We start from the raw sequence: 22,320 nt of genomic DNA on the forward strand, positions 1-22,320 counted from the left end.
ATGCCTGCAGGACGGATTGCGATGCTGTTCATGGTGATGGCTCTTGTGGGATGTAAATCTCAGCCAGCGATCCCCGTCAATGATGAGCAAACGCTGGTAATGGAATCATCAGTGCTGGCGGCAGGAATTACTGCCGACAAGCCTTCGCTAACGATCAGTGAAATTCAACCATCCGCTTCCTCTGTGCTGTTCAATGAAAGAGATGAGGCGATTACCGTCCATTACCGTTTTTTCTGGTATGACGCCCGTGGCCTGGAAATGCATCCACTTGAGGCACCGCGCAGCGTGACAATCCCGGCGAATTCGTCGGTCAAACTTTACGGCAGCGCAAACTATCTTGGCGCGCATAAGGTCAGACTTTATCTATATCTCTAAGGGGTGAATTTTGATTAAAAACATCAGTCGTTACACGCTTGTCACGGCTTTTGCACTGTTCCTGTCGGGCTGTATTAGCCGCACTGAGCAACCACCTGCACCGGTAGAAGAGGTGAAACCGGGCGTTGAGCAGCCGGTTCAACCGACCCAGCCTGTGCCAACCGTACCTACCGTGCCGTCCGTCCCTGAGCAACCAGGCCCGATCGAGCATCAGGAACCCGCTCAGCCTGCACCGCGTGAGCGTCATTACGACTGGAACGGGGCGATGCAGCCGATGGTCGGTAAGATGTTGCAGGCCCAGGGCGTCAACGCTGGCAGCGTGCTGCTGGTGGACAGCGTCAACAACCGTACCAACGGCAGCCTGAATGCCGGGGAAGCCACCGAAACGCTGCGCAATGCGCTGGCGAACAACGGCAAGTTTACCCTGGTGTCCGCGCAGCAGCTGGCGGTGGCCAAGCAGCAGTTAGGCCTTTCTCCGCAGGACAGCCTGGGCTCGCGCAGTAAAGCCATCGGCATTGCCCGCAACGTAGGGGCGCAATATGTCCTCTACTCAAGCGCGACCGGCAACGTCAACTCGCCAGCGCTGCAGATGCAGCTGATGCTGGTTCAGACAGGTGAAATTATCTGGTCGGGTAAAGGTGCAGTTCAGCAACAGTAATCTGACGCGCGACACACTGCTGTCGCGCTTTTTCCCGCAGTATCGCCTTTTCGCGCCGCAGACCCACGCCGGGTTGAGCGGCGCGAGTTGCATTATTGAGCACGCCGGACAACGCCTGGTGCTGCGTCAGTATCATGCCGCGCTGGCCACGCCAGCCCATTTCCGCCGCCAGTACCATGCGCTCCGCTATCTTCCCGCCGACATTGCCCCCCAGCCGCGCTTTTACAGCCCTGGCTGGATTGCGGTCGATTATCTGACCGGTGAGATCAAAACCAGGTTGCCCGCCGCATCCCCGTTGGCTGCGATGCTGTATCATCTGCATCAACAGCGCCGATTCGGATGGCGAATCACTCTGGCCCCGCTAATGGAGCAGTACTGGCTGCAGGCCTCGCCGTCTCGACGTACGCCGTTATGGCTACGATGGCATAAGCGGCTGCGTAAACGGGGTGAGCCGCGACCGCTGCGACTGGCACCGCTGCATATGGACGTTCATGCAGGTAATATCGTGCATACGGCCACCGGCTGTCGGCTGCTGGACTGGGAATATGCCGGAGACGGCGACGTTGCCCTGGAGCTGGCCAGCGTCTGGACAGAGAGTGACGCCCAGCGTCAGCAGCTGCTCGCCGCCTACAGCGAGATCGCGCGGCTTGATCTCTCCCGGCTGCAACGCCAGGTGAATCGCTGGCGCCCCTGGGTGCTGATGCTGATGGCAGGCTGGTTTGAGCTGCGCTGGCAACAATCACAAGATAAACAATTTATTACGCTGGCCGATGAGATCTGGCGCCAGCTTGAAACGACAGAATAAGAGAGGTTCGTGTGGGTCCGGTCATGTTGGATGTGGAAGGTTATGAGCTGGATGCGGAGGAGCGCGAGATTCTGGCGCATCCGCTGGTGGGTGGCCTGATCCTGTTTACGCGCAATTATCACGATCCGGCGCAGCTGCGGGAGCTGGTACGCCAGATCCGCGAGGCTTCTCATCACCGTCTGGTGGTGGCGGTGGATCAGGAAGGAGGCCGCGTACAGCGTTTTCGCGACGGGTTTACCCGTCTGCCCGCAGCCCAGTCCTTTGCAGCGTTGCTAGGCCTGGAAGAGGGCGGCAAACTGGCGCAGGAGGCCGGCTGGCTGATGGCCAGCGAGATGATCGCCATGGATATTGATATCAGCTTTGCCCCGGTACTGGATGTGGGCCATATCAGCGCCGCCATCGGGGAGCGTGCTTACCACGAGGAGCCGCAGAAAGCGTTGCAGGTCGCCACCCGCTTTATCGACGGGATGCACGAGGCTGGTATGAAAACCACCGGCAAACACTTCCCGGGTCATGGTGCCGTTACGGCGGATTCTCATAAAGAGACCCCGCGCGACCCGCGCCCAGAGGCGGAGATCCGCGCCCGGGATATGTCGATTTTCAAATCGCTCATTACCGACAACAAGCTCGATGCCATCATGCCTGCGCATGTGATCTACACCGATGTTGATCCGCGTCCGGCCAGCGGTTCACCGCACTGGCTGAAAACCGTCCTGCGTCAGGAGCTGGGCTTCAACGGCGTGATTTTTTCTGACGATTTGTCCATGGAAGGGGCGGCGATCATGGGCAGCTATGCGGAACGCGGTCAGGCGTCGCTGGATGCGGGTTGCGATATGATCCTGGTCTGCAATAATCGTAAAGGCGCCGTGAGCGTGTTAGATAACCTGTCGCCGATCAAGGCTGAACGTGTTACACAATTGTATCATAAAGGTTCTTTTAGCCGTCAGGAGTTGCGGGATACAGCACGCTGGAAATCGGTGAATGCGCAGCTTGAGGCGCTTCATGAGCGCTGGCAAGCGCATAAAGCGGGGCAATAACCCCTCCTGGCAAGCGTAGTGTGGCGAGGATACGATGATCATCTATTTGCACGGTTTTGATTCGAACAGTCCCGGTAATCACGAGAAGGTCCTGCAGTTGCAGTTTATCGACCCGGATGTGCGGCTGATTAGCTACAGCACGCGTCATCCGAAGCATGATATGCAACATCTGCTGAAGGAAGTGGACAAAATGTTGCAGCTGAATATCGACGAGCGTCCGTTGATCTGCGGCGTCGGCCTGGGAGGATACTGGGCGGAGCGGATTGGGTTCTTGTGTGATATTCGCCAGGTGGTGTTCAATCCAAACCTGTTCCCGAACGAGAACATGGAAGGCAAGATCGACAGGCCGGAAGAGTATGTCGATATCGCCACCAAGTGTGTCAGCAACTTTCGCGAGAAGAACCGCGATCGCTGTCTGGTGATCCTCTCCCGCAACGATGAGGCGCTGAATAGCCCACGTGCCGCGGAACTGCTGCACCCTTACTACGAAATTGTCTGGGATGAAGAGCAGACGCATAAGTTCAAGAATATAGCCCCCCATCTGCAGCGCATCAAAGCGTTCAAGACCTTAGGTTAATTCCTGATTTCACCTCAAGCCCGGCCACGTAACGTGAGCCGGGCTCTCTTTTTGCTAAGCTTGAGTGAATTTTAAGCGGCAAAACTTGATGCACATCAATTTTGGTATGACCAATGCACCGAACATGTTATTCTCATGACAGTTGAATGGTTTCATTGATGTAACTTGTTGTTAACTAAAGGTTATTTTCATAACTTTTAGTTAACAATTGGTTAATAATTTAGGGGGTCACGTTGACTACGCCATTGAAAAAGATAGTGATTGTGGGTGGTGGTGCTGGCGGTCTGGAACTGGCTACGCAGTTAGGTAAGAAGCTTGGACGCGGTAAAAAAGCCAAGGTTACGCTGGTCGATCGCAACCACAGCCACCTGTGGAAACCGCTGCTGCACGAAGTGGCTACCGGTTCACTGGATGAGGGCGTTGACGCGCTGAGCTATCTGGCGCATGCACGCAACCACGGCTTCCAGTTCCAGCTGGGCTCGGTGATGGATATCAACCGTGAAAGCAAAACCATTACCCTGGCTGAGCTGCGCGATGAGAAGGGCGAGCTGCTGGTGCCGGAGCGCAAGCTGGCGTATGACACGCTGGTGATGGCGCTGGGCAGTACCTCTAACGACTTCAACACCCCGGGCGTGAAAGAGCACTGCATCTTCCTCGATAACCCACACCAGGCGCGTCGTTTCCATCAGGAGATGCTCAACCTGTTCCTGAAATACTCCAATAACCTTGGCGCAAACGGCAAGGTGAACATCGCCATCGTTGGCGGCGGGGCTACCGGGGTGGAGCTCTCTGCGGAGCTGCATAACGCGGTCAAACAGCTGCACAGCTACGGCTACAAAGGGTTGACCAACGACGCGCTGAACGTGACGCTGGTGGAAGCGGGTGAACGTATTCTGCCTGCATTGCCGCCGCGCATCTCCGGCGCTGCTCACAGCGAGCTGACCAAGATGGGCGTACGCGTTCTGACCCAGACCATGGTCACCAGCGCCGATGAGCAGGGCCTGCATACCAAAGATGGCGAACACATCAAAGCCGATCTGATGGTCTGGGCCGCGGGCATCAAGGCACCTGATTTCATGAAAGAGATTGGCGGTCTGGAAACCAACCGCATTAACCAGCTGGTGGTTGAGCCGACGCTGCAAACCACCCGCGATCCGGACATTTACGCTATCGGTGACTGCGCCTCCTGCGCGCGTCCGGAAGGCGGGTTTGTACCACCGCGCGCCCAGGCCGCTCACCAGATGGCCAGCCTGGCGCTGCATAATATTCTGGCGCAGGCGAAAGGCAAAACCCTGAAGAACTACGTCTACAAAGACCACGGTTCCCTGGTGTCGCTCTCTAACTTCTCCACCGTCGGTAGCCTGATGGGCAACCTGATGCGCGGCTCGATGATGGTAGAAGGGCGTATCGCGCGCTTCGTCTATATCTCGCTGTACCGTATGCACCAGGTTGCGCTGCACGGTTACTTCAAAACCGGGCTGATGATGCTGGTTGGCAGCATCAACCGCGTGATCCGACCACGCCTTAAGCTGCACTAAGACCCTAGCCCCTCCGCACTCGCCGGAGGGGCTTTTTCAGCATATCACACTGCTAATTCCCCCTCAGAAGCCTAAGAGTTCTCCTAATCAGGCCGTTTTCCCGCTTCTTCCCACATTTTTACTCCCTTATCTGATTTGCTAACGACCTGCTTTGGTTGCAGAATTGTTACCAATAGCAATAAAAAGGAGGTTGTCCCATGAATAAATCCATGGTGGCAGGTATAGGGATTGGCGTGGCTGCCGCGTTAGGCGTGGCGGCAGTTGCCAGTCTCAATGTCTTTGAACGTGGCCCACAGTATGCGCAGGTCGTTTCGGCAACACCGATTAAAGAGACGGTTAAAACACCCCGTCAGGAGTGCCGGAACGTGACCGTGACGCACCGTCGTCCGGTGCAGGATGAAAACCGCATCGCCGGTTCCGTACTGGGTGCGGTAGCGGGCGGCGTGATTGGTCATCAGTTTGGTGGCGGACGCGGCAAAGATGTCGCCACGGTGGTGGGCGCGCTGGGCGGTGGTTATGCCGGCAATCAGGCGCAGGGCGCACTGCAGGAGCGCGACACCTACACCTCGACGCAGCAGCGTTGTAAAACGGTGTATGACAAGTCAGAAAAAATGCTCGGCTACGATGTGACGTACAAAATTGGCGATCAGCAGGGCAAGATCCGTATGGATAAAGATCCCGGCACGCAAATCCCCCTTAACAGTGATGGTCAGCTGGTACTGAATAACAAAGCATAAAAAAATCTGTTCTCTGCGTTTAGCTCCCCATTCGCTCAGGCTGGGGAGCTTTTTTTGCGCATAAAAAAGACCTTAGCAGCCGCGCGACTCACGGCAGGAATAAGGTCTTTCCGGGGTAGTGACTGGGCTACAGGGGTTACAGGTCAAACTCGTTATATTGTCTCAGTAATAAAAATCCTGTTATCAGGACAGACAAGAAAGCAAATAAAACTGACCCACCACATAAGACCCAGAGACCGAATAACAATGTGATCACCATTAACACCTTGAAAAATGGTAATAGCAAAATCATTTTTATTCTCCTTCTGAATGTGAATAGCCAGAACAGCTCCGTTATGACCTATGCGCCTAACCATTAGCACATCAATAATCACCCGTTAAGGATAGCAAGCGGCAGAGATGCGGTGATAGATTTTACCTATCTTTAAGCAGATTTGTCTGAAAGTGGGGGGGCAGGGCGGAAAACCGCCCTGCGGATCAAGCTTTCAGGAGTTCAGGCCACAGGCGAAGGGTGATCTGCGTGATGGTCTGCAGTTTTTCCAGGCTGGCACCTTCCCGGGCGCTGATCGACATTCCCTGCAAAATGCAGCTCAGGTACTGGGCCAGTTTTTGCGGATCGCAGTGTACGGGGATCTCACCGCGCTGCTGGCGCTGTTCGAGGAACCGGCACAGCGTCTCCTCCTGCATCGCATGGCGCGATTTAACCGTGTGGGCAATCTCTTCTGATGACGCCGCCAGCGTGGCTGACGTGTTAATCATAAAGCAGCCTGCGGGCGTCTCTTTGCTGGTAAAGCAGGTCGCCACCGCGGTGAAGTAGTCTTCCAGCGCATCTTCGACACGCTTCTCTTCGCAGAACAGCTGCGCTTCATGGCGGGCGGCGAAACGGCTGATATAACGATCCAGCACCGCGCGGAACAGCCCCTCTTTATTGGTAAATTCTGCATACAGCGTAGGCGCTTTAGCCCCGGTCGCTGCGACCAGGTCGGCCAGCGATGTGGCTTCATACCCATGCTGCCAGAACAGCGTCATGGCCTTATCCAGCGCCGCTTCCCTGTCGAACACTTTTGGTCGGCCACGGCTTTTCTTTGCGCAACGCGTGTCATCGGTTGTCATGAGCCGTTGTACCTCTGTTGGTTTGTTGAACGACCATTATAAAAATAATCCCTCTTTGCAGCCAGCGCTGAATTCATAAAATTAATTTCATTATATCAATATGAATTTTAACGATTTTAAATTTATTTTAACGATCGTTATAAAAAGAATTTGACCGTGATGCAGATCACATTTATCATTTAGTTATCGATCGTTAAGTTAATGCTTACGACATCCTATCACTTGCATAAGGTTCTTATCATGAAAAACGTAAAAACACTGATCGCCGCTGCCGTACTAAGCTCACTCTCGTTTGCCAGCTTCGCCGCTGTACAGGTTCAGTCTACCCCTGCCGATCAACAAAAAGTGGGTACGATTTCCGCGAATGGTGGGACTAACCTTAGCTCTCTGGAAAGCCAGTTAGCGCAAAAAGCGGAAGAGATGGGTGCTAAATCTTACCGTATCACCTCTGTTACCGGCCCGAACACCCTGCACGGTACTGCGGTGATCTACAAATAAGCATGGCTTAACCCTCATTAATGCCACTGCGAAAAAAAGCTCTGCGATTGCAGAGCTTTTTTTATCTCTAAGGCTTACAGAGCCTGAACCTCCGAATGGCGGGTAACATCCACCGGCATTCCCGAGCGGGCTTCCATCGCACGCTCCATCACCGTTTCGTCTGCGCTGGCTTTAAAGCCCTGCTGGGCACCATTCAACACAATCGGTAAGGTCTGCGGATCGTCATTCAGCTGCTTTGACAGAGGTTGATGTACCTCCACCAGCCGCACGCCGCCGGGCTCTTCCGACACCTTGATCGGCGTATTCATGATATTCACTTTGGTGCCGGGCTGAATAACGCGGAACAGCGTCTCGATGTCATTGTCACGCAGGCGAATACAGCCGGAGCTGACGCGCATGCCAATGCCAAAATCGGCGTTGGTGCCATGCAGGAGATAAACGCCACCATAGGCCGCAAGGCGGATCGCATGATGCCCCATCGGGTTTTCCGGCCCTGCAGGCACTACCGCAGGCAGTTCAATGCCCTGGGCTTTATAGCGGGCGCGGATATTGGCAGTCGGGGTCCAGGTGGGGTTAGCGCGTTTGTCCGACACCGTGGTCACCATGGTTGGCGTCAGCGTATCGCCCCCCAGTTGGCCAATGCCGATGGGGTAGACCGTGACCTCATTTTTACCCGGCGGGTAGTAGTAGAGACGCAGCTCGGCGAGGTTAATCACAAGTCCTTCCCGCGGCGCATCGGGAAGCAGGGTCTGCAGCGGAATGGTCAGCACGCTGCCCGCGCGGGGTACATAGGGATCCACGCCGGGGTTAGCCTGCAGCAGCGCCAGAAAGCCGACGTTATATTTTTTGGCAATCGCTTCCAGCGAGCCGCCGTCATTTTCCACCACATGAAAGCGGTTTTCGCCCACCAACCGGCTTCCCGCCGGGGGTAGGGGCCAGGTATTGGCCTGCGCAGGCAGAGCAAGCGCCAGGGTCGAGAGCAGCGCAACCATCGATATCCAACGGGTAAAACGCGAAGTCGTCATCATCACCAGAATCCATAGCAATAAAGATTATTGTTATCTGAAAGTTAATCGATAATTATGACGAATAGTCGTGTCGGGAAATCCAGGCGGATTGCAAAGAGTTGTAAATTGCGCGGGAAATAAGGCCGGGCGATCGCAGGATCGCCCGGGAGGGGTCAGGCGACGGCGTTCTCTTCCAGCTGTCGCATAAAGTTACGCACCCACTCCATACGGATTTTCCGTTCCGCCAGGTCCTGGGTGAATTTCAGACGCGTCGGGCCGTCCAGGCGATAGTGCTGAGGCTGTTTCTGCAACAGGCCGATCAGCCACATCGGATCGACATGGTTCTTCTCAGCAAACTCAATCATGCCGCCTTTGTCATTCCCTTCCAGCTTGCGGATCCCCAGCTTCTGCGCCTGTTGGCGTAAACGGGCGATATCCAGCAGGTTGCGCGCCGGATCCGGCAGTAAACCAAAGCGGTCAATCAGCTCCACCTTGATCTCGTTGAGGCTGGCTTCATCTTTGGCGCTGGCAATGCGTTTATAGAACGACAGACGCGTATTCACATCCGGGATAAAGTCATCCGGCAGCAGGGCAGGCATTCGCAGTTCCACCTCCGTTTGCTGGTTGGTGAGATCTTCCAGCGACGGCTCGCGGCCTGCCTTCAGGGCATCAACGGCGTTTTCCAGCAGCTCCATATACAGCTGGAAACCGATGGTCTCCATCGAGCCGCTCTGATCTTCCCCGAGCAACTCGCCCGCGCCGCGGATCTCGAGGTCGTGGGTCGCCAGCGCAAAGCCGGCACCCAGATCTTCCAGCGAGGCAATCGCTTCAAGACGTTTTTGCGCATCGGTGGTCATCGCTTTCGGGTGTGGAGTCATCAGCCAGGCATAGGCCTGATGGTGTGAACGCCCGACGCGACCGCGCAGCTGGTGGAGCTGGGCCAGGCCAAAGTGATCCGCCCGCTCAATAATGATGGTATTGGCGGTAGGAATATCGATCCCGGTTTCGATGATCGTGGTGCAGACCAGCACGTTAAACCGCTGGTGGTGGAAGTCGTTCATCACCCGCTCCAGCTCGCGCTCGCGCATCTGCCCATGCCCGATGGCGATGCGTGCTTCCGGCACCAGCTCCGCCAGTCGGTCGGCCGCTTTCTGGATATTCTCCACATCGTTGTAGAGATAATAGACCTGGCCGCCGCGCAGGACTTCACGCAGGATCGCCTCGCGCACCACCAGGTTATCGTATTCGCGCACGAAGGTTTTCACCGCCAGACGACGGGCCGGTGGAGTAGCGATAATCGACAGATCGCGCATGCCGCTCATCGCCATGTTTAGCGTGCGTGGGATCGGCGTGGCGGTGAGGGTCAGGATATCGACATCGGCGCGCATCGCTTTAATCCGCTCCTTATGACGCACGCCAAAGCGGTGCTCTTCGTCGACAATCAACAGGCCCAGATCTTTCCACTTAACGTCGCTCTGCAGCAGCTTGTGGGTGCCGATCAGAATGTCGATTTTACCCTCGCTGGCCTCCTCGAGGATCTGCGCCTGTTCTTTGGCGCTGCGGAAACGCGACAGCATCTCAATGCGCACCGGCCAGTTGGCAAAGCGGTCGCGGAAGTTATCGTAGTGCTGCTGCGCCAACAGAGTGGTGGGCACCAGTACGGCCACCTGTTTGTGATTCTCTACCGCGAGGAAGGTGGCGCGCATCGCCACTTCGGTTTTGCCGAAGCCCACGTCGCCGCACACCAGTCGGTCCATCGCCAGGGGCTGGCACATGTCGCTGAGCACGGCATTGATCGCCTGAGCCTGATCCGGCGTGGTTTCAAACGGGAAGCTGTCGCAGAACAGCTGGTACTGCTCTTTATCGTGTTTAAAGGCGTAGCCGGTCTTCGCCGCGCGCTGGGCGTAGATGTCCAGCAGCTCTGCCGCCACGTCGCGTACTTTTTCCGCCGCTTTCTGCCGCGCCCGCGCCCAGGCGTCGCCGCCCAGTTTATGCAAAGGCGCATTCTCTTCCGCCCCGCCCGCGTAGCGGCTGATCAGGTGCAGAGACGACACCGGCACGTAGAGTTTGGCGTCGTTGGCGTACATCAGCATCAGGTATTCGCCCTTGATGCCGCCCGCTTCCAGGGTAGTCATCCCTGCGTAACGGCCCACGCCATGCTCGAGATGGACAATCGGCTGGCCGGGGTGCAGCTCCGCCAGGTTGCGGATCAGCGTATCCGGGTTGATGGTGCGGCGGCTGTCCTGACGACGGCGCGCCACGCGCTCCCCCAGCAGATCGCTTTCGCAGATCAGTGCCAGGTTATTGATCGTATCAATAAAGCCATGCTCGGCGGCGCCGATCATCAGATAGCGCCCGGTACCGCTGGCTTCATCCAGACGCAGGATGCGCTTCGGTGCCACTTTGATGCGGCTGAGCAGCTCGCCCAGCGCCTCACGGCGGCCTTCGCTTTCCACCGAGAAGATCACCGGCCCGGTAAAGGCCTCGAGGAACTTACGCAGGTTATCCAGCGGGGATTTATTCTGCGCCTGCACCGCGAGGTCCGGCAGCGTCTGATACGCCAGATTGGTGTTGGCAGCTTTGTCCGGCAGGTTGTCAGTTTTCAGCTGCACCCGCGGCCAGCGTTTCAGCTCGCTGAACAGCTCGTCGGTGCGCAGCCACAGCAGCTCAGGCTCCAGCAGGGGACGCATCGGATCCACGCCACGGTTCTCAAACCGCGCCCGGGTTTCACTCTCAAAACGGTTAGCGCTGGCTTCCAGATCGCCGGTGTTGAGCACCAGGGTATTGGCCGGGAAGTAGCTGAACAGAGGAGGCAATGGCTCGCTGAAGAACAGCGGCTGCCAGTATTCGATCCCCGTTGGCAGGGTGCCTTTACTCACCTGCTGGTAGATATGCTCCGCGTCGCGTTTAACCTCAAACTTATCGCGCCACTGGCTGCGGAACAGCTCAATGGCGGTTTTGTCGGTCGGGAACTCGTGCGCCGGCAGCAGGTTGATGGCCTCCACTTCCTCCAGCGTGCGCTGGGTGTCGGCGTCAAACAGGCGCAGGCTGTCGATTTCGTCATCGAAGAAATCGAGACGGTACGGCAGCGCACTGCCCATCGGGAAGAGATCCAGCAGGGCGCCGCGGGTGGCGTACTCCCCGTGCTCCATAACCTGATCCACATGGCGATAGCCGGCGCTGTCGAGCTGGACGCGCAGGGCATCCCGCGACAGGCGCTGGCCCTTTTTCATCACCAGCGCATGCCCGTGCAGATAGCTGTGCGGGCAGACGCGCTGCATCAGGGTATTCACCGGCACAATCAGCACGCCGCGCTGCATGGTGGGCAGCTGATAGAGCGTGGAGAGGCGCGAGGAGATGATCTCCTGGTGCGGTGAGAAGCTGTCGTAGGGCAGGGTCTCCCAGTCGGCAAGACTGGTGACCAGCTGATCGGTAAACTGGCGGATCTCATCATGCAGGCGCAGGGCGTTTTGCATGTCCGGCGCGACCAGCACCACCGGTCCCTGATGGCGCTCTGCGATCTCTGCAACCAGCGTGGCGCAGGCTGCCCCGGTCAGTTCACCCAACTGGCGTTGGTCGCCCGCTTTGCCGGGCAGGGAAAAACGATATTGTTCAGGCATGGCTTTGTCAGGATCTCTTATTGGGCATATCACTGATACACAATGTCTTTATTATCCTTGATCGTTTTACATTAGCAAATCGTAACCGCACACAGCGTGAAAAGCCCCTTCAGGGGCGCTAGCGCGTGGCCTGAGCCGGGGTCAGACGGGCAGGCGGCGTAAAGAAGAAATCCCCGGTCAGCGCAGTGGAGAGTTTACGCGCCCCCAGTCCTACCAGGGTGCAGACCAGCAGGCTGGCAAACGGGTAGATCAGCACCAGGGTCAGCTCTGCCCACACCGGCCAGGTTCCGCTGTTTAGCTGGTGGATCATAACCAGGCTGACCCCTTCGATCAGGATGCGGTGGGTGGTGTAGATGGCAATGGTGTTCGAGCCCACCACGTTCAGCAGGTTGTCAGGCCCCACGGTGAAACGCTGCTCAAGGCGGTAGAACAGCGCCATGATCAGCAGAATCGACAGCAGCGACAGCGGCAGGGGAACGCCGACGAACCACAGTACGACGGAGACCACCCCGAACGCTGCCACCGCCAGCGCGTCCCGGCGCCATACCCGGGTCTGCATCCACGCCATCAGCTGCACCCCGTACCAGGCTCCGAGGCTGTAATAGATCATATTGCGCACCACGCTGTTCATTCCCCACCACGGCAGCGGCAGGAAGTTGATCGCAATGCTGACCAGGGCCAGCAGCCCGATGAGCGGCAGCTTCCAGCGGCTCAGCAGCTTGCAGAGAGTGAAATAGACCACCAGGGCGTAGAGATACCACAGGCTGGTGCTGGCGGTGAGCATCCCGGTGATAAAGCCGGTCAGCGAGTCGGCATAGGCGGCGTTCGAGGCGGTATTCAGATCCCGCTCCGGTGCCAGCCAGGCATTAAGGTGGGTTAGCGCCTGCCACTGCAATACGCCCCACAGCGCCAGCACCCAGATGATGCTCCAGAGCCGTTTGTCGAGGCAGGTTTTCCAGTCCACCTCATCAATATAGCGCCGGACCAGATACCCCGAGATAAAGAAGAACACCGGCATGCGGAAGGGGGCGAGATAAAGATTGAACGTCACCCAGCATTTAGCGAGCAGCACCGAAAGCGGAGCGTGCAGCGCCTCAAGGTGGGGATAAAAGGTGATCACCGAGTGGTAGATCACCACCAGGCAGATGCACAGCCCTTTTATCTGGTTAATCCATAGTGCTTTTTGTTTCATCGCTTACCGGGTCCTCTGTTTTTAACGTCATCGAGCGGGTAAGTGTGTTGAGCGGCTGACAGGATGTAACGGGTAAGAGTCTGTAAGCGGATGATTTTCAGAAAAACTGCAAAGGACGCGGTATTGAAGGGAGGGGTCAGTCAGCGGGTACTGCCTTGATTTAACCTGTTTTTTCGGATAATTGATTAGCAAAGCTTCGGGTATCAGTCATTTACCCTTAGCGGATTCGCTTATATACTCGTGGGTCTGCTACCAGCAAACAGACGGATTTCATGTACCAACCTGTCGCACTATTCATAGGCTTACGTTATATGCGTGGGCGCGCCGCGGACCGTTTCGGTCGCTTTGTCTCCTGGCTTTCAACCATTGGCATCACGCTAGGCGTGATGGCGCTGGTGACGGTTCTCTCCGTCATGAACGGCTTCGAGCGCGAGTTGCAAAATAACATTCTGGGGCTGATGCCTCAGGCCATTCTTTCCTCCAGCAACGGGTCGGTCAATCCGCAGCAACTGCCAGAAAGCGCTGTTAAGCTGCAGGGCGTGAGCCGCGTGGCACCGATCACCTCCGGTGACGTGGTGCTGCAGAGCGCGCGCAGCGTGGCGGTTGGGGTGATGCTCGGCATCGACCCGGCACAAAAGGATCCCCTCACGCCATTCCTGGTTAACGTCAAGCAAAGCGATCTGGCTCCCGGTCAGTACAACGTGATCCTCGGCGAACAGCTTGCCGGCCAGCTCGGCGTTAACCGCGGCGATCAGCTGCGGGTGATGGTCCCTTCCGCCAGCCAGTTCACCCCGATGGGGCGTCTGCCAAGCCAGCGCCTGTTTAACGTTATCGGCACCTTTGCCGCCAACAGCGAAGTGGACGGCTACCAGATGCTGGTCAATATCCAGGACGCGTCGCGCCTGATGCGCTACCCGCTCGGCAATATCACCGGCTGGCGTCTGTGGCTCAACGAGCCGCTGAAGGTGGATGTCCTGAGCCAGCAAACCCTGCCGGAAGGCACGAAGTGGCAGGACTGGCGCGAACGTAAGGGCGAGCTGTTCCAGGCCGTGCGCATGGAAAAGAACATGATGGGCCTGCTGCTAAGTCTGATCGTGGCGGTCGCCGCGTTTAATATTATTACCTCCCTTGGCCTGATGGTGATGGAGAAGCAGGGAGAAGTGGCGATCCTGCAAACCCAGGGCCTGACGCCGCGGCAGATCATGGCAGTGTTTATGGTCCAGGGCGCCAGCGCCGGGATTGTCGGCGCGCTGCTCGGGGCGGTGCTCGGCACCTTGCTCGCCAGCCAGCTGAACAACCTGATGCCGATCATTGGCGCATTGCTTGACGGTGCGGCGCTGCCGGTGGCCATTGAGCCGCTGCAGGTGGTGGGTATCGCCCTGGTGGCGATGGTCATTGCCTTACTCTCTACGCTTTATCCTTCATGGCGCGCTGCCGCCACCCAACCCGCTGAGGCTTTACGTTATGAATAAGATCCTGTTGCAATGCGACAACCTGTGCAAACGCTATCAGGAAGGCACGGTGCAGACGGACGTCCTGCACAATGTCAGCTTCAGCGTCGGGGAAGGGGAGATGATGGCTATTGTCGGCACCTCCGGCTCCGGGAAAAGTACCTTACTGCACCTGCTCGGCGGGCTGGATACGCCGACCTCCGGGGATGTGATCTTCTCCGGCACGCCGCTGAGTTCGATGTCCTCAAGCGCCAAGGCCGATCTGCGTAACCGCTCCCTGGGCTTTATCTACCAGTTCCACCACCTGCTGCCGGACTTTACGGCGCTGGAAAACGTGGCGATGCCGCTGCTGATCGGCAAAAAGAAACCGGCTGAAATTAACGCCCGTGCCAGCGATATGCTGAAAGCGGTGGGTCTCGGCCATCGCGGTAATCATCGCCCATCCGAACTCTCCGGCGGCGAGCGTCAGCGTGTGGCGATTGCCCGTGCGCTGGTCAACAACCCGCGCCTGGTGCTGGCGGATGAACCGACCGGTAACCTCGACGCGCGCAATGCCGACAGCATCTTCCAGCTCCTCGGGGAGCTGAACGCCTCTCAGGGCACGGCGTTTCTGGTGGTGACCCACGACCTGCAACTGGCGAAACGCATGTCCCGCCAACTGGAGATGCGTGACGGTCACCTGAATACCGAGCTGACGCTGATGGGAGCGGATTGATGGCTTCACCGTTATCGTTACTCATCGGCCTGCGTTTTAGCCGAGGTCGTCGTCGCGGCGGCATGGTGTCGCTGATCTCTGTTATCTCCACCATCGGTATTGCACTGGGGGTGGCGGTGCTGATCGTCGGCCTCAGCGCCATGAACGGCTTTGAGCGTGAGCTGAATAACCGCATTCTGGCGGTGGTGCCGCACGGTGAAATTGAGCCGGTGAACCAGCCGTGGAATAACTGGACCGACGCGCTGAATAAAGTGGAAAAGGTGCCGGGCATTGCCGCCGCTGCGCCCTACATCAACTTTACCGGGCTGGTGGAGAGCGGGGCGAATCTGCGCGCCATCCAGGTGAAAGGCGTTAATCCCCGTCAGGAAGAGAAACTCAGCGCGCTGCCGCAGTTTATTCAGAAGGATGCCTGGGCCAACTTTAAAGCCGGGGATCAGCAGATCATTATCGGCAAGGGCGTGGCCGATGCGCTGAAAGTGAAGCAGGGCGACTGGGTGTCGATCATGATCCCCAACGCCAGCGCCGATCATAAGCTGCAGCAGCCGAAGCGCGTGCGTCTGCACGTGACCGGTATTCTGCAGCTCAGTGGTCAGCTGGATCACAGCTTTGCCATGGTGCCGCTGGAAGATGCGCGTCAGTATCTTGATATGGGCAGCAGCGTTAGCGGGATCGCCCTTAAGGTTAACGACGTCTTTAACGCCAACAAGCTGGTGCGCGATGCCGGGGAAGTGACCGACAGCTATGTCTACATCAAGAGCTGGATCGGCACCTACGGCTATATGTACCGTGATATTCAGATGATCCGCGCCATCATGTATCTGGCGATGGTGCTGGTGATCGGCGTGGCCTGCTTCAACATCGTCTCCACCCTGGTGATGGCGGTAAAAGACAAGAGCGGCGACATCGCGGTGCTGCGTACCCTCGGGGCAAAAGACGGTCTTATTCGTGCCATTTTCGTCTGGTATGGTCTGCTGGCAGGGCTGTTTGGCAGCCTGTGCGGCGTGGTCATCGGCGTGGTGGTGTCGCTACAGCTGACGCCGATTATCAACGGCATCGAATCCCTTATTGGCCATCAGTTCCTGTCGGGCGATATCTATTTTATTGACTTCCTGCCATCGGAATTACACTGGCTGGACGTTTTTTATGTGCTGGTTACAGCACTTTTACTGAGTCTGCTGGCAAGCTGGTATCCGGCGCGTCGCGCAAGCCGAATCGACCCGGCGAGGGTATTAAGTGGCCAGTAATTACGTCATGATTTAGCGGTGTTTGCCGCCAAATCAACAGAGGAATGCGTTATGTATTATGGATTTGATATTGGCGGCACCAAAATTGCGCTGGGCGTATTTGATACCAACCTGAAATTGCAGTGGGAAACCCGGGTTCCCACTCCGCGCGAAAGCTACGATGAATTCTTAACCGCCATTGCCGCGCTGGTGGCCCAGGCCGATGAACGCTTCGGCGTGAAGGGCTCGGTGGGCATTGGCATTCCGGGGATGCCGGAAACCGGCGACGGCACGCTGTATGCCGCCAACGTCCCTGCCGCCAGCGGTAAGCCGCTGCGCGCCGACCTGACCAGACTCCTCGAACGCGACGTGCGCCTCGACAACGACGCCAACTGTTTTGCCCTCTCCGAAGCCTGGGATGACGAGTTCCAGCAGTATCCGCTGGTGATGGGGTTGATCCTCGGCACCGGCGTCGGTGGCGGGATCGTTGTTGACGGCAAACCGGTTACCGGGCGCAGCTATATCACCGGTGAGTTCGGCCATATTCGTCTGCCGGTGGATGCCCTGGAGGTGGTCGGACGCGATTTCCCGCTCCTTCGCTGCGGCTGCGGCCAGCACGGCTGCATTGAGAATTACCTCTCGGGCGGCGGATTTGCGTGGCTTTATGAACACTTCTATCATCAAAAACGACAGGCGCCAGAAATCATTACGCTGTGGGAGCAGGGTGATGAACAGGCCATTGAGCACGTGGAACGCTATCTCGATCTGCTTGCCGTGTGTCTGGGCAACATCCTGACCATTGTCGATCCTGACCTGCTGGTGATCGGCGGGGGATTATCGAACTTTACGGCCATCGCCGAGCGGTTATCCGGTCGGTTGCCGCGTCATCTGTTGCCGGTCGCCCGCGTGCCGCGCATTGAGCGCGCACGCCATGGCGACGCCGGGGGGATGCGCGGTGCCGCATTCCTCCATCTCACCCGCTAGTCATACGAGGTTACTATGCTGTCGCGCCGGTCACATCGACTCAGCCGTTTTCGTAAAAACAAACGCCGCTTGCGTGAACGCTTACGCCAGCGAATTTTCTTTCAGGATGGGGCGCTGCCAGAATTGATGGAAAAGCCAAGAGTGTTAGTCCTGACCGGGGCGGGGATCTCCGCCGAGTCGGGCATTCGAACCTTTCGCGCTACCGACGGGTTGTGGGAAGAGCATCGCGTAGAAGATGTGGCGACGCCGGAAGGCTTCGCCCGGAATCCGCAGCTGGTGCAGGAGTTCTACAACGCCCGTCGCCGTCAGCTGCAGTCGCCGGAGATCGCCCCTAACGCGGCGCATCTGGCGCTGGCCAGGCTGGAAGAGGCGCTGGGGGATCGTTTTCTGCTGGTGACCCAGAACATTGACAACCTGCACGAGCGCGCAGGCAACAAGAACGTGATCCATATGCACGGCGAACTGCTGAAGGTGCGCTGTTCCGGCAGCGGGCAGGTATTCAACTGGCCGGGCGATGTCACTCTCGATGATAAATGCCACTGCTGCCAGTTCCCGTCTCCGCTGCGTCCGCACGTGGTCTGGTTCGGCGAAATGCCGCTGGGAATGGATGAGATCTACAGCGCCCTGGCGATGGCGGATGTGTTTATCGCCATTGGCACCTCCGGGCATGTCTATCCGGCGGCGGGATTCGTCCACGAGGCGAAGCTGCACGGGGCGCACACGGTGGAACTGAACCTTGAGCCGAGCCAGGTAGGCAGCGAGTTTGAAGAGAAAACCTACGGACTGGCGAGCGAAGTGGTGCCGGAGTTTGTGGATAAACTTTTGAAAGGTTTGTAGAAAAAACGCCGGGCGGCACTGCGTTTGCCCGGCCTACGGTATACGCCGTTGTAGGCCCGGTAAGCGAAGCGCCACCGGGCGTTGTTGCCGGACTTAACGACCCGCCTTCAACTTCTGGTAATACTCTTCATACAGGCGGCTGGCGTCGCCCACGTCGTTCTGCCACTCGCCTTTGCTGACGGTTGCCGCATCCGGGTAGAGCGACTTGTCGTTCGCTACCTCCGGGCTCAGCAGTTTGCGGGCGGCCAGATTTGGCGTCGGATAGCCGATGGTTTCCGCCACCTGTTTAGCCACATCCGGGCGCAGCAGGAAGTTAATCAGCTGCATTGCACCCTCCACATTTTTGGCATTGGCCGGAATCGACAGGCTGTCCATCCAGAAGATCCCGCCCTCTTCAGGCCACACCACTTCCAGCGGCGTGCCGGCCTGGCGCGCCACGTACGCCGAACCGTTCCACACCATCCCCACGTTGACTTCCCCTTCCATATACGGGTTAGCCGGGTTATCGGAGTTGAACGCCGCAACGTTTGGCATCAGCTTTTGCAGCTCGTGATACGCCGCTTCAATCTCTTTCGGATCGGTAGTGTTGCCGGAGTAGCCCAGCTTACGCAGCGCCACCTGGAACACTTCGCGCGCGTCGTCGGTCAGCAGTAATCCGCCTTTGTATTCCGGCTTCCACAGATCCGCCCAGCGGGTCACTGCTTTAGGATCCATTGCCTCGGTATTGATCCCGATCGCCGTCGCGCCCCAGATATAAGGAATAGAGTAATCGTTATTGGGGTCAAACGGCTTGTTGAGCATCTCCGGATCGAGGTTTGAAAAATTGGTTAGCTTCGATTTGTCGATCTTCTGGATCATTCCCTCTTTGCGCATCTTGTCGACAAAATAGGTCGACGGGACCACCAGATCGTAGGCGCCATCTTTATAGGTTTTGAGCTTGGCGTACATGGTTTCATTCGACTCGTAGGTGGAATAGATAACCTTGATGCCCGTCTCTTTGGTGAACTGCTCCAGCAGGCCCGGCGGCACATACTCGGTCCAGTTGTAGAAGTAGAGCGTTTTACTGTCGTCCGCGTGCGCAGCGCCCATACCCATTGCGAGAGCGCCTGCCGCGAGCAGGTGGCGTGACCATTTTTTCATTAATACGTCCCCTGAGATTTTGTTTTATCACGAGCAATAAGCTGGCTGGCGATCACCAGAACCAGCGATAACATCAACAGAATGGTCGCCAGCGCGTTCACCTCCGGTGAGACGCCGACTTTCACCATTGAATAGATCTTCAACGGCAGAATTTCATAGCTCGGGCCGGTGACAAACGACGACACCACCACGTCATCCATCGACAGGGTAAAGCTGAGCAGCCATCCTGCGGCCACGGCGGGCATCGCCAGCGGCAGGATAATTTTGCGCAGGATGATCATCTCGCTGGCACCCAGATCTTTTGCCGCTTCCAGCATCCGCACATCAAAGCCCTTCAGACGGGAGTAGACCGTCACCACTACAAACGGCAGGCAGAAGGTGATGTGCGAGAACAGCAGCGACCAGAAGCCCAGTTGTACCCCCAGCAGCATAAACAGCACCAGCAGCGAAATGGCCATCACGATGTCCGGGGACATCATCACCACAAACAGCATCCCGCTGACGAAGGGCTTGCCGCGAAAACGGTAGCGGTAGAGCGCCACCGCGGTCAGGGAGCCAATCAGGGTGGCGAAGGTGGCCGAGAAGATAGCCATCGTCAGCGAGTGTTGCGCCGCCTGTAGCAGGCTGTCGTTATTCATCAGCAGGCTGTACCACTGGGTGGTGAACCCCTGCCAGTTGATGCCAAAGCGCGAGCTGTTGAATGAATTGACGATCAGAATAATGATCGGAATGTAGAGATACGCATAGATGGCGGTCATAAAACCGCCGCGAAGCAGTCGACCAATCATCCGAGTTCACCCTTATTGTTAAGCAAGCGCGAGGCACGCCAGTAGACCAGCAGCATCAGGCCCATCACCACCGTCAGGGTGATGCTGGTCGCCGAGCCGAACGGCCAGTCGCGAATGTTCAGGAACTGGCTCTTGATGACGTTACCGATCAGCAGGTTCTTTGCGCCGCCCATCAGGTCGGAGACGTAGAACAGCCCCATCGCCGGCAGCATCACCAGCAGACAGCCAGCAATGATCCCCGGCATGGTCAGCGGGATGATGATGCGGATAAAGGTCTGCAGCTTGCTGGCACCCAAATCTCGCGCCGCTTCCAGCAGGGGTTTATCCAGCTTTTCGATGCTGGAGTAGAGCGGCATGACCATAAACGGCAGCAGGATATAGACCAGCCCGACGATCACCGCCCCGGGTGTAAACATAATGCGGATCGGGGTGTCTATCACCCCGATCCAGAGCAGAAACGCGTTCAGGTAGCCTTTGGTGCTGAGGAAAATCTTCAGGCCGTAGATGCGGATCAGGGAGTTGGTCCAGAAGGGCACAATCAGCAGAAACAGCAGCAGCGGACGCACCTTCGACGGCAGCTTCGCCAGAAACCAGGCGAAAGGGTAGCCGAGCACCAGACAGGCGACGGTGGCGATCAGCGCCATATTGAGCGAATGGAGCAGCACCTGGAAATAGAGCGGATCGAGCAGGCGCGCATAGTTATCCAGCGTAAAGACCAGCGAGACGAAATGCACATCGTCGCGGGTCAAAAAGCTGGTGGCAATGATCATCAGGTTGGGTAAAAAGACAAATAACACAAGCCAACCGACGATAGTGGCGATCACCACATTCTGGAACTTACTTGTGTTCTTCATCAGCCAGCACAACCTCCCAGCTCTCTACCCAGTTAATGACCATTTTCTGATTGAGCGAGTGGTCGAAGTCAGGATCGTCCTCGTTAAAGAACTCACTGACGATCACCAGTTTGCCGTTTTCCAGTTCGACCACCGATTCGAGCGTCATCCCTTTGTAGTTGCGCTCGCGGATATAGCCGATCAACCCTTCTGCTTCGGTCTCGTCGTGGATCTCATCGACGCGCAGATCTTCCGGGCGCAGCAGGACGTTGAGCTGTTGCCCGGGTTCCACGGCAAAGTTAACGAAGATATTGCAGGCGCGACCTTCGACGTTAGCTAACACCCGCTGGTCATCGAGGCGTTCAATAACCGTAGCACTGAAGATATTGATTTCGCCAATAAAGCTGGCGACAAACAGGTTTTTTGGCTCTTCGTAGATTTCACGCGGGGTGCCGTCCTGCTCGATTTTGCCGTCGCGCATCACCACGATGCGATCGGACATGGTCAGAGCCTCTTCCTGATCGTGGGTGACAAACACAAAGGTGATCCCGAGCTTACGCTGCAGCGCCTTTAACTCGTTCTGCATCTGCTTGCGCAGCTTGTAATCCAGCGCGGACAGGGACTCATCCAGCAGCAGCAGGCGCGGCTTATTGACCACCGCGCGGGCGATGGCGACGCGCTGCTGCTGTCCACCTGACAGCTGGTGCGGCTTACGCTGGGCGAACGTCTCCAGCTGCACCATGCGCAGGGCATCGGTGACGCGGGGCGTGATCTCACTGGCCGGGGTTTTTTGCATCCGCAGGCCAAAGGCGACGTTTTCGAAAACCGTCATGTGCGGGAAAAGGGCGTAGCTTTGAAAGACGGTATTGACGTGTCGGTGTTCAGCAGGAACCTGCGTGATGTCCTGATCTTCAAGATGAATATGGCCGTGATCGACGTTTTCCAGCCCGGCGATAAGGCGAAGCACTGTCGTTTTACCGCAGCCCGATGGGCCAAGCAGCGTAAGAAATTCGCCGTTGTTGATAGTCAAATCGAGGTCGGAAATGACGGTTTTTCCGTCAAAGCTTTTACCAATTCCGGCCAGTTGCACCAACGGTGACAGTGAAGCTGGTTGTGTATTCAATTTTTGATTCAGTCCCATATCGACGCTGCAAATGCTTATCGCAGCGGGGTTTGTGGTTAGCCACCTTGG

The 22,320-nt window shown here is 57.2% G+C and carries 21 protein-coding genes; 13 read left to right on the forward strand and 8 right to left on the reverse strand.

Annotated features, from left to right (window positions below; all coding sequences use genetic code 11):
- The 7 genes from G7090_RS08840 to G7090_RS08870 all read left to right on the forward strand — a co-directional run bounded on the left by G7090_RS08840 (position 1) and on the right by G7090_RS08870 (position 5,727).
- Positions 1 to 375, forward strand: coding sequence for a YcfL family protein (locus tag G7090_RS08840; protein ID WP_106992747.1), 375 nt, complete (start codon positions 1 to 3; stop codon positions 373 to 375).
- Positions 376 to 385: 10 nt separating this feature from the next.
- Positions 386 to 1,033 carry a penicillin-binding protein activator LpoB gene (lpoB, locus tag G7090_RS08845; protein WP_106992748.1) on the forward strand — a complete coding sequence of 216 codons (648 nt, stop codon included), beginning with the start codon at positions 386 to 388 and terminating at the stop codon, positions 1,031 to 1,033.
- Positions 1,014 to 1,838 carry a thiamine kinase gene (gene thiK / locus G7090_RS08850; RefSeq protein ID WP_166185164.1) on the forward strand — a complete coding sequence of 275 codons (825 nt, stop codon included), beginning with the start codon at positions 1,014 to 1,016 and terminating at the stop codon, positions 1,836 to 1,838. Before lpoB ends, thiK begins: the two co-directional genes overlap by 20 nt.
- Positions 1,839 to 1,849: 11 nt before the next feature.
- The gene (gene nagZ / locus G7090_RS08855) at positions 1,850 to 2,875 is read left to right on the forward strand and encodes a beta-N-acetylhexosaminidase (RefSeq protein ID WP_166182156.1); all 1,026 of its coding nucleotides are present in this window, start codon (positions 1,850 to 1,852) and stop codon (positions 2,873 to 2,875) included.
- 34 nt (positions 2,876 to 2,909) lie between these two features.
- Positions 2,910 to 3,452 (forward strand): alpha/beta hydrolase YcfP, encoded by a 543-nt coding sequence (gene ycfP, locus G7090_RS08860; RefSeq protein ID WP_106992751.1) that lies wholly within the window; start codon positions 2,910 to 2,912, stop codon positions 3,450 to 3,452.
- 233 nt (positions 3,453 to 3,685) lie between these two features.
- Positions 3,686 to 4,990, forward strand: coding sequence for an NAD(P)/FAD-dependent oxidoreductase (locus tag G7090_RS08865; RefSeq protein ID WP_166182157.1), 1,305 nt, complete (start codon positions 3,686 to 3,688; stop codon positions 4,988 to 4,990).
- 197 nt (positions 4,991 to 5,187) lie between these two features.
- Positions 5,188 to 5,727, forward strand: a complete 540-nt coding sequence (locus tag G7090_RS08870; protein ID WP_106992753.1) for a glycine zipper 2TM domain-containing protein — start codon at positions 5,188 to 5,190, stop codon at positions 5,725 to 5,727.
- Positions 5,728 to 6,204: 477 nt separating this feature from the next.
- On the opposite strand, the gene G7090_RS08875 is transcribed toward G7090_RS08870, so the two are convergent.
- Positions 6,205 to 6,840, reverse strand: coding sequence for a TetR/AcrR family transcriptional regulator (locus G7090_RS08875; RefSeq protein WP_106992754.1), 636 nt, complete (start codon positions 6,838 to 6,840; stop codon positions 6,205 to 6,207).
- A 240-nt stretch (positions 6,841 to 7,080) separates the two neighbouring features.
- Between G7090_RS08875 and bhsA the strand changes: the two genes are divergently transcribed.
- Entirely contained in the window at positions 7,081 to 7,338 is a 258-nt protein-coding gene (gene bhsA, locus G7090_RS08880) for a multiple stress resistance protein BhsA (protein ID WP_166182158.1), read from the forward strand.
- Between the two features lie 74 nt (positions 7,339 to 7,412).
- Here bhsA and G7090_RS08885 read toward each other — a convergent pair whose 3' ends face one another.
- The 3 genes from G7090_RS08885 to G7090_RS08895 form a co-directional block, all read right to left on the reverse strand.
- Complete coding sequence (locus G7090_RS08885; protein WP_166182159.1) at positions 7,413 to 8,366, reverse strand: L,D-transpeptidase family protein; 954 nt, start codon at positions 8,364 to 8,366, stop codon at positions 7,413 to 7,415.
- A 152-nt stretch (positions 8,367 to 8,518) separates the two neighbouring features.
- Positions 8,519 to 11,965, reverse strand: coding sequence for a transcription-repair coupling factor (gene mfd / locus G7090_RS08890; protein WP_166182160.1), 3,447 nt, complete (start codon positions 11,963 to 11,965; stop codon positions 8,519 to 8,521).
- A 118-nt stretch (positions 11,966 to 12,083) separates the two neighbouring features.
- On the reverse strand, positions 12,084 to 13,157 hold the full coding sequence (locus G7090_RS08895) for an acyltransferase family protein (RefSeq protein ID WP_106992758.1): 1,074 nt from the start codon (positions 13,155 to 13,157) through the stop codon (positions 12,084 to 12,086).
- 272 nt (positions 13,158 to 13,429) lie between these two features.
- Here G7090_RS08895 and lolC point away from each other — a divergent pair, with 272 nt between their 5' ends.
- The 5 genes from lolC to cobB are packed head-to-tail and all read left to right on the forward strand — an operon-like array spanning position 13,430 to position 18,367.
- Entirely contained in the window at positions 13,430 to 14,629 is a 1,200-nt protein-coding gene (gene lolC, locus G7090_RS08900) for a lipoprotein-releasing ABC transporter permease subunit LolC (protein ID WP_166182161.1), read from the forward strand.
- Entirely contained in the window at positions 14,622 to 15,323 is a 702-nt protein-coding gene (lolD, locus tag G7090_RS08905; protein ID WP_106992760.1) for a lipoprotein-releasing ABC transporter ATP-binding protein LolD, read from the forward strand. The genes lolC and lolD overlap by 8 nt, the downstream gene beginning before the upstream one ends.
- Positions 15,323 to 16,567 (forward strand): lipoprotein-releasing ABC transporter permease subunit LolE, encoded by a 1,245-nt coding sequence (lolE, locus tag G7090_RS08910; RefSeq protein ID WP_166182162.1) that lies wholly within the window; start codon positions 15,323 to 15,325, stop codon positions 16,565 to 16,567. Before lolD ends, lolE begins: the two co-directional genes overlap by 1 nt.
- A gap of 51 nt (positions 16,568 to 16,618) precedes the next feature.
- On the forward strand, positions 16,619 to 17,530 hold the full coding sequence (gene nagK, locus G7090_RS08915) for an N-acetylglucosamine kinase (protein WP_166182163.1): 912 nt from the start codon (positions 16,619 to 16,621) through the stop codon (positions 17,528 to 17,530).
- 15 nt (positions 17,531 to 17,545) lie between these two features.
- The gene (gene cobB / locus G7090_RS08920) at positions 17,546 to 18,367 is read left to right on the forward strand and encodes a Sir2 family NAD+-dependent deacetylase (RefSeq protein WP_106992763.1); all 822 of its coding nucleotides are present in this window, start codon (positions 17,546 to 17,548) and stop codon (positions 18,365 to 18,367) included.
- 93 nt (positions 18,368 to 18,460) lie between these two features.
- On the opposite strand, the gene potD is transcribed toward cobB, so the two are convergent.
- The 4 genes from potD to potA are packed head-to-tail and all read right to left on the reverse strand — an operon-like array spanning position 18,461 to position 22,269.
- On the reverse strand, positions 18,461 to 19,507 hold the full coding sequence (gene potD, locus G7090_RS08925) for a spermidine/putrescine ABC transporter substrate-binding protein PotD (RefSeq protein ID WP_166182164.1): 1,047 nt from the start codon (positions 19,505 to 19,507) through the stop codon (positions 18,461 to 18,463).
- On the reverse strand, positions 19,507 to 20,295 hold the full coding sequence (gene potC, locus G7090_RS08930; RefSeq protein ID WP_106992765.1) for a spermidine/putrescine ABC transporter permease PotC: 789 nt from the start codon (positions 20,293 to 20,295) through the stop codon (positions 19,507 to 19,509). The genes potD and potC overlap by 1 nt, the downstream gene beginning before the upstream one ends.
- Positions 20,292 to 21,149, reverse strand: coding sequence for a spermidine/putrescine ABC transporter permease PotB (potB, locus tag G7090_RS08935; protein WP_166182165.1), 858 nt, complete (start codon positions 21,147 to 21,149; stop codon positions 20,292 to 20,294). The genes potC and potB overlap by 4 nt, the downstream gene beginning before the upstream one ends.
- A complete protein-coding gene (gene potA, locus G7090_RS08940) occupies positions 21,133 to 22,269 on the reverse strand; it encodes a spermidine/putrescine ABC transporter ATP-binding protein PotA (RefSeq protein ID WP_166182166.1) in 1,137 nt (378 codons plus the stop codon). The genes potB and potA overlap by 17 nt, the downstream gene beginning before the upstream one ends.
- Between the last annotated feature and the right edge of the window lie 51 nt (positions 22,270 to 22,320).

This window comes from Leclercia sp. 29361 (assembly GCF_011290365.1).
GTDB lineage: Bacteria > Pseudomonadota > Gammaproteobacteria > Enterobacterales > Enterobacteriaceae > Enterobacter > Enterobacter tamurae.

What these genes read in the sequence shown, in the direction of transcription:
- G7090_RS08840 (WP_106992747.1), top strand. Translation starts at nt 1, where the DNA reads ATGCCTGCAGGACGGATTGCGATGCTGTTCATGGTGATGGCTCTTGTG.
- ycfP (WP_106992751.1), top strand. Translation starts at nt 2,910, where the DNA reads ATGATCATCTATTTGCACGGTTTTGATTCGAACAGTCCCGGTAATCAC.
- G7090_RS08870 (WP_106992753.1), top strand. Translation starts at nt 5,188, where the DNA reads ATGAATAAATCCATGGTGGCAGGTATAGGGATTGGCGTGGCTGCCGCG.
- G7090_RS08875 (WP_106992754.1), bottom strand. Translation starts at nt 6,840, where the DNA reads ATGACAACCGATGACACGCGTTGCGCAAAGAAAAGCCGTGGCCGACCA.
- bhsA (WP_166182158.1), top strand. Translation starts at nt 7,081, where the DNA reads ATGAAAAACGTAAAAACACTGATCGCCGCTGCCGTACTAAGCTCACTC.
- G7090_RS08885 (WP_166182159.1), bottom strand. Translation starts at nt 8,366, where the DNA reads ATGATGACGACTTCGCGTTTTACCCGTTGGATATCGATGGTTGCGCTG.
- mfd (WP_166182160.1), bottom strand. Translation starts at nt 11,965, where the DNA reads ATGCCTGAACAATATCGTTTTTCCCTGCCCGGCAAAGCGGGCGACCAA.
- G7090_RS08895 (WP_106992758.1), bottom strand. Translation starts at nt 13,157, where the DNA reads ATGAAACAAAAAGCACTATGGATTAACCAGATAAAAGGGCTGTGCATC.
- lolC (WP_166182161.1), top strand. Translation starts at nt 13,430, where the DNA reads ATGTACCAACCTGTCGCACTATTCATAGGCTTACGTTATATGCGTGGG.
- lolD (WP_106992760.1), top strand. Translation starts at nt 14,622, where the DNA reads ATGAATAAGATCCTGTTGCAATGCGACAACCTGTGCAAACGCTATCAG.
- lolE (WP_166182162.1), top strand. Translation starts at nt 15,323, where the DNA reads ATGGCTTCACCGTTATCGTTACTCATCGGCCTGCGTTTTAGCCGAGGT.
- nagK (WP_166182163.1), top strand. Translation starts at nt 16,619, where the DNA reads ATGTATTATGGATTTGATATTGGCGGCACCAAAATTGCGCTGGGCGTA.
- cobB (WP_106992763.1), top strand. Translation starts at nt 17,546, where the DNA reads ATGCTGTCGCGCCGGTCACATCGACTCAGCCGTTTTCGTAAAAACAAA.
- potD (WP_166182164.1), bottom strand. Translation starts at nt 19,507, where the DNA reads ATGAAAAAATGGTCACGCCACCTGCTCGCGGCAGGCGCTCTCGCAATG.
- potC (WP_106992765.1), bottom strand. Translation starts at nt 20,295, where the DNA reads ATGATTGGTCGACTGCTTCGCGGCGGTTTTATGACCGCCATCTATGCG.
- potB (WP_166182165.1), bottom strand. Translation starts at nt 21,149, where the DNA reads ATGAAGAACACAAGTAAGTTCCAGAATGTGGTGATCGCCACTATCGTC.
- potA (WP_166182166.1), bottom strand. Translation starts at nt 22,269, where the DNA reads ATGGGACTGAATCAAAAATTGAATACACAACCAGCTTCACTGTCACCG.